Origin of the sequence: Sulfitobacter sp. HI0129 (assembly GCF_001635395.1) — a bacterium.
Taxonomy (GTDB): Bacteria; Pseudomonadota; Alphaproteobacteria; order Rhodobacterales; family Rhodobacteraceae; genus Sulfitobacter.
The window spans coordinates 1-5,319 of sequence record NZ_LWGH01000397.1; the positions used below are offsets into that span (position 1 = coordinate 1).

Annotated in this window: 7 protein-coding genes; 3 read left to right on the forward strand and 4 right to left on the reverse strand. The window is 63.2% G+C overall.

From position 1 onward, the window contains the following. Positions 1-42 precede the first annotated feature (42 nt). From A3764_RS10455 to A3764_RS10465, 3 genes are all read left to right on the forward strand, one after another. Positions 43-1,044, forward strand: a complete 1,002-nt coding sequence (locus A3764_RS10455) for a TRAP transporter substrate-binding protein (protein ID WP_067926373.1) — start codon at positions 43-45, stop codon at positions 1,042-1,044. Between the two features lie 88 nt (positions 1,045-1,132). Then, positions 1,133-1,813, forward strand: coding sequence for a TRAP transporter small permease (locus A3764_RS10460; protein ID WP_067926370.1), 681 nt, complete (start codon positions 1,133-1,135; stop codon positions 1,811-1,813). Between the two features lie 4 nt (positions 1,814-1,817). Beyond that, the gene (locus tag A3764_RS10465) at positions 1,818-3,269 is read left to right on the forward strand and encodes a TRAP transporter large permease (protein WP_067926367.1); all 1,452 of its coding nucleotides are present in this window, start codon (positions 1,818-1,820) and stop codon (positions 3,267-3,269) included. An 80-nt stretch (positions 3,270-3,349) separates the two neighbouring features. On the opposite strand, the gene tpiA is transcribed toward A3764_RS10465, so the two are convergent. From tpiA to A3764_RS10485, 4 genes are all read right to left on the reverse strand, one after another. Beyond that, a complete protein-coding gene (gene tpiA / locus A3764_RS10470) occupies positions 3,350-4,096 on the reverse strand; it encodes a triose-phosphate isomerase (protein ID WP_067926364.1) in 747 nt (248 codons plus the stop codon). Positions 4,097-4,187: 91 nt separating this feature from the next. Continuing rightward, on the reverse strand, positions 4,188-4,550 hold the full coding sequence (locus A3764_RS10475) for a HesB/IscA family protein (RefSeq protein ID WP_067926360.1): 363 nt from the start codon (positions 4,548-4,550) through the stop codon (positions 4,188-4,190). An 89-nt stretch (positions 4,551-4,639) separates the two neighbouring features. Next, the gene (locus tag A3764_RS10480) at positions 4,640-5,002 is read right to left on the reverse strand and encodes an SUF system Fe-S cluster assembly protein (RefSeq protein WP_067926357.1); all 363 of its coding nucleotides are present in this window, start codon (positions 5,000-5,002) and stop codon (positions 4,640-4,642) included. A 64-nt stretch (positions 5,003-5,066) separates the two neighbouring features. Beyond that, a partial coding sequence (locus A3764_RS10485) for an ATP-grasp domain-containing protein (RefSeq protein ID WP_443069373.1) occupies positions 5,067-5,319 on the reverse strand: 253 nt, incomplete at its 5' end.

Consider the following 5,319-nt stretch of genomic DNA (forward strand, 5'->3'; position numbering starts at 1 on the left):
CCGGATGCGAACCGTGATTCCATATCTCTGGGAGGAGACATCATGAAAATGCTTACCGCCGCCACAGTGGCGCTCACCCTTTCGGTCAGCGCGACCGCCGTTGCCGCGGCCTGCGAAGATGGCGAGATCGTCATCAAGTTCAGCCATGTGACCAACACCGACAAGCACCCCAAGGGTCTAGCGGCCTCGCTGCTGGAGCAGCGTGTGAACGAAGAGATGAACGGCAAGGCCTGCATGGAAGTCTTCCCGAACTCCACGCTCTATGACGACGACAAGGTGCTCGAAGCGATGCTTCAGGGCGACGTCCAGATGGCGGCACCTTCGCTGTCGAAGTTCGAGCAGTTCACCAAGGTCTTCCGCCTGTTCGATCTGCCTTTCGTTTTCAAGAACATCGAAGCGGTTGACGAATTCCAGAACTCCGAAGTCGGCGCGGAGATGAAGAACTCCATGGAACGCCGTGGCCTGACCGGTCTCGCATTCTGGCACAACGGCATGAAGCAGATGTCGGCAAACAAGCCGCTGATGCTGCCCGAAGACGCCAATGGCCTGAAGTTCCGCGTTCAGCCTTCCGACGTGATCAAGGCGCAAATGGAAGCGATCGGCGTGAGCCCGCAGCCGATGGCCTTCTCCGAAGTGTACGGCGCGCTGCAGACCGGCGTTGTGGACGGTCAGGAAAACACATGGTCGAACATCTATGGCCAAAAGTTCTTCGAGGTTCAGGACGGTGTCACCGAAACCAACCACGGCGTTCTGGACTACATGGTCGTGACCTCCACCGACTGGTGGGAAGGTCTGCCCGAGGATGTGCGCAGCCAGCTGGCGACCATCATCGAGGAAGTGACCGAAGAGCGTAACGCCGCCGTCGGCGAAGTGGACGCAGAAGCGCGTCAGGCGATCCTCGACACCGGCACCGAGATCCGTGAGCTCACACCCGAGCAGCGTCAGGTCTGGGTCGACGCGATGAAGCCCGTCTGGGAACAGTTCGTCGATGACGTCGGTCAGGAAAACATCGACGCCGCACAGGCGATCAACGAAAAGCACTAAGCGTTTCAGGAACGCTTTGGCTCCGGCCCCCATATGAAGGGGGGCCGGGGTCTTCGACGTATCCGCATCACGGGGAGAGGCCGGGATCATGGCAACGACATATGCGCCGCGCGGCGCATTGGGGCAATTCGTCCATCGGTTCGAGGAAACGGTGATCGCCGTCATACTGGGCGCGATGACCATTATCACCTTCATCAACGTGGTGCTGCGATACGGGTTCAACATGTCCCTGATCTGGGGGCTGGAGGCCGTTACATTCCTGTTCGCATGGCTCGTGCTCTTCGGCGTGAGCTATGCCGTGAAGGTGACGGCGCAACTGGGTGTGGATGCTGTCATCAACCTCTTCTCGGACGGTCCGCGCCGGGTGTTCGCATTGATCAGCGGGGTCATCTGCATCATCTACGCCGTCTTTCTGCTCAAGGGAGCGTGGGACTACTGGGCGCCCTTTGCGGGGCTCGATGCCACCACCGGGCGCTGGTTCCCCACCGGCTTCGCCGACAGCCGCGATCAGGCGTGGTACGCGGTCGTGGATATGCCGATGCCAGAATGGCTGCGCTTTATCGAGCCGATCATGAACGAGGGCGAGGCCTATGAAAAACTGCCTCGGTTCATTCCCTATGCGATCCTGCCCATTGGCATGGCGCTGCTGCTGTTCCGCTTCATCGAAGCGACCCTGCGGGTCGTGCGCGGCGAACAGGACAGCCTGATCGTGAGCCACGAGGCCGAAGAGGCCATCGAGGACGTCAAACATATGAACGCGGAAGATTGAGCCGATGGAAGTAGTCATCCTTTTCACGATGGTCATCGGCCTGATGCTGATCGGCGTGCCCATCGCCGTTTCGCTGGGCATGTCGTCGATCCTGTTTCTGCTGGTGCTCAGCGACACGTCTTTGGCCTCCATCGCACAGACGCTGTTCCAGGCGATGGCGGGGCATTACACGCTGCTGGCGATCCCGTTCTTCATCCTTGCTTCCTCCTTCATGTCGACCGGGGGCGTTGCCCGGCGGATCATCCGCTTTTCGGTGGCGCTGGTGGGGCATCTGCCCGGCGGGCTGGCGATTGCGGGCGTTTTCGCCTGTATGCTTTTCGCGGCCCTTTCCGGCTCTTCCCCGGCCACGGTGGTGGCGATCGGGTCGATCGTGATCGCGGGCATGCGGCAGGTGGGCTACAGCCGCGACTTCGCCGCCGGTGTCATCGCCAACGCGGGCACGCTGGGTATCCTCATTCCGCCGTCCATCGTGATGGTGGTCTATGCTTCGGCCACGGATGTGTCCGTCGGGCGGATGTTTCTCGCCGGGGTCATTCCGGGCCTGCTGGCGGGCACGATGCTGATGGTGACGATCTATGCCATCGCCAAGCTGCGCGACCTGCCCAAGGGCGACTGGCAGGGCTGGGGCGAGGTCTGGGCCTCGGGGCTGGAGGCAGGCTGGGGTCTGTTTCTTATCGTGATCATTCTGGGCGGCATCTACGGCGGTATCTTCACCCCGACGGAGGCCGCGGCGGTGGCGGCGGTCTATGCGTTCCTGATCGCCAGCTTCGTCTACCGGGATATGGGGCCGCTGGCCGCCGCACCCGCCGGCCAGCCCGCGATGGCGGCATTGGTCGAGGAGCCGAACCCGCGCCATACCGCCGGCCCCGCCGACGTGGACCCGGGCCGGAAATACACGCTGCTGCAAAGGCCCTGGGCGCTTGTGACGGCCTTCTTCCACCGGGACACGCGCGATACGCTTTTCGAGGCGGGCAAGCTGACCGTGACGTTGATGTTCATCATCGCCAACGCGCTGATCCTCAAGCATGTGCTGACGGACGAGCAGATCCCGCAGCAAATCTCTGCAGCGATGCTGGACGCGGGCTTCGGACCGATCATGTTCCTTGTGATCGTCAACGTGATCCTGCTGATCGGGGGCCAGTTCATGGAGCCTTCGGGCCTGCTGGTGATCGTGGCACCGCTGGTCTTTCCCATCGCCATCGAACTGGGGATCGATCCCATCCACCTTGGTATTATCATGGTCGTCAACATGGAGATCGGGATGATCACGCCGCCCGTGGGCCTCAACCTCTTCGTGACCTCCGGTGTCGCCAATATGCCGATGATGTCGGTGGTCCGGGCGGCGCTGCCCTTCCTTGCGGTGCTCTTTGTCTTCCTGATCATGGTGACCTACATCCCGATCCTCAGCACGTGGTTGCCCACGCTGATGATGGGGCCGGAGATCATCACGCGGTAGCACCATTGCCCGCAGCGCCTTTCGGTGCTGCGGGCGGATTGCGATGAGTATTTGGAAAAGGGTGAAGGGGCGGTGCCGCTTCAGCTTTGCGCAAGCGCCGCGACGATGGGGTTGAAATCCGCAGCCTTGAGAGAGGCGCCGCCCACCAGCGCGCCATCCACATTCGCGATGTCGAAGATTGCCGCGGCATTCCCTGCTTTGACCGAGCCGCCGTAGAGCAGCGGGATGCTGTCGGCGAGGGGGCGGCCGAAACGGTCGGTCAGCTTGGCGCGGATGTAATCGTGTACCTCGGCGATCTGGGCGGGTTCGGCCTGTCGGCCGGTGCCGATGGCCCAGACGGGCTCATAGGCGATGACAATATTGCTGTCGGTCGCGGCATCGGGGAGCGAGGCGGCAAGCTGCGCGCCGATCACCTCCAGCGTGTTGCCCGCGTCGCGCTCCGCCTCCGTTTCGCCGAGGCAGAGAATGGCGGTGAGCCCGGCGTCCCATGCGGCGGTGACCTTGCGGCGTATGTCAGCGTCGGTTTCGCGGTGCAGGCTGCGGCGTTCGGAATGGCCGAGGATGACGTGGGTGGCGCCGCTGTCGGCCACCATGGCGGCAGAGATGTCGCCGGTATAGGCGCCGCTGCTTTCGGCGTGGCAATCCTGCGCCCCGATGTGAAGGCCGGAGAGCTTGTGTGCCGTAGCGGGGGCGAGGAGGGTGGCTGGCAGGCAGACCACCACCTGCGGCGCGGGATCGGGAAGGGCAGCGGCGATGGCGTCGAGGCAGTCGAGATCTGCCCGCAGGCCGTTCATCTTCCAGTTTCCGGCGGCTATCTGGCGGGGCATCCGTTCTCCGTTCGCAAGGGGTCGGATACCGAAGTCGCAGGTGCGCCGCGCGAGGTCAAGTACCGGCGGAGGCGCAGCCCCCCGCGCCGGTTCACCCGGCGGTCAGCTTGTCGTCGAACTTGATGGATTCGCCGCAACCGCAGGCTTCGGTCACATTGGGGTTCTTGAACTTGAAACCGGATTCCAGAAGCGTGGTTTCATAGTCGATCTCGGTCCCGAAGAGGAACATCTGCGCCATGGGCGCGATCATCACGCAGGCGCCATCCTGTTCGACGACCTCATCCGCGGGATCGGCGGTGTCGACGTATTCCATGGTGTATTCCATGCCCGCGCAGCCGCCTTTCTTGACGCCGATGCGCAGGCCCGCGTGGCCGGCGGCCTTCATCAGGCGCTGGATCTGCGCCGAGGCGGCGGGGGTGAGGGTGACGGCCTGTTTGCCGGGTATGCCGAACATGAAAGGATCTCCTTTGCAGGCAAGATAGGCGGTAGCGCTCGCGATCTCAACCCGGGGGTTGCGATCCTGGTCGGGGTTGCGCGGGCCGGTTACATGAAACCCAGTTCGAGCCGCGCCTCGTCGGACATCATATCCATGCCCCAGGGCGGCTCCCAAACCAGCGCCACGTCGACCTGCTTGACGCCCGGGATGGGTTCGACCGCGTCGGCAACCCAGCCCGGCATCTCGCCCGCGACGGGGCAGCCGGGGGCGGTCAGCGACATCTTGATGTCGACCTCGTTGGCCTCGTTGATGTCGATCGTATAGATCAGCCCCAGTTCGTAGATGTTCACCGGGATCTCGGGGTCATAGACCGTGCGGCATGCCTCCACGACCTGCTCGTAAAGCGGATGGTCCGTGGAGGACGGTGCGATCAAGGGCGTGCCTTCTACGGGGTGGGACTGTTCGGTCATCGGGGCCTCGCGTCTGTTCCTGAGCGTTTATATAGGAATTCCGGCGGGCGCCGTCCAGAGGGGGTCAGGCCTTCTTACGCCGCCGGACGGGCCGCGGTTTCGCGCGCATCTCGATCTCGTCATAGAGTTTGCCGACGATATCCTTGCCGGTGGCCTTCTCGATCCCCTCGAACCCGGGGGAGGAATTCACCTCCAGCACCTTGGGCCCGTCGGAGGAGCGCAGAAGGTCCACACCGGCCATGTTCAGGTTGAAGGATCGGGCGGCCCGCAGGGCGGTTTCCCGTTCGGCTTTTGATATGCGCACCACCTGCGCCGTG

What these genes read in the sequence shown, in the direction of transcription:
- A3764_RS10480 (WP_067926357.1), bottom strand. Translation starts at nt 5,002, where the DNA reads ATGACCGAACAGTCCCACCCCGTAGAAGGCACGCCCTTGATCGCACCG.
- A3764_RS10475 (WP_067926360.1), bottom strand. Translation starts at nt 4,550, where the DNA reads ATGTTCGGCATACCCGGCAAACAGGCCGTCACCCTCACCCCCGCCGCC.
- A3764_RS10465 (WP_067926367.1), top strand. Translation starts at nt 1,818, where the DNA reads ATGGAAGTAGTCATCCTTTTCACGATGGTCATCGGCCTGATGCTGATC.
- A3764_RS10455 (WP_067926373.1), top strand. Translation starts at nt 43, where the DNA reads ATGAAAATGCTTACCGCCGCCACAGTGGCGCTCACCCTTTCGGTCAGC.
- A3764_RS10460 (WP_067926370.1), top strand. Translation starts at nt 1,133, where the DNA reads ATGGCAACGACATATGCGCCGCGCGGCGCATTGGGGCAATTCGTCCAT.
- tpiA (WP_067926364.1), bottom strand. Translation starts at nt 4,096, where the DNA reads ATGCCCCGCCAGATAGCCGCCGGAAACTGGAAGATGAACGGCCTGCGG.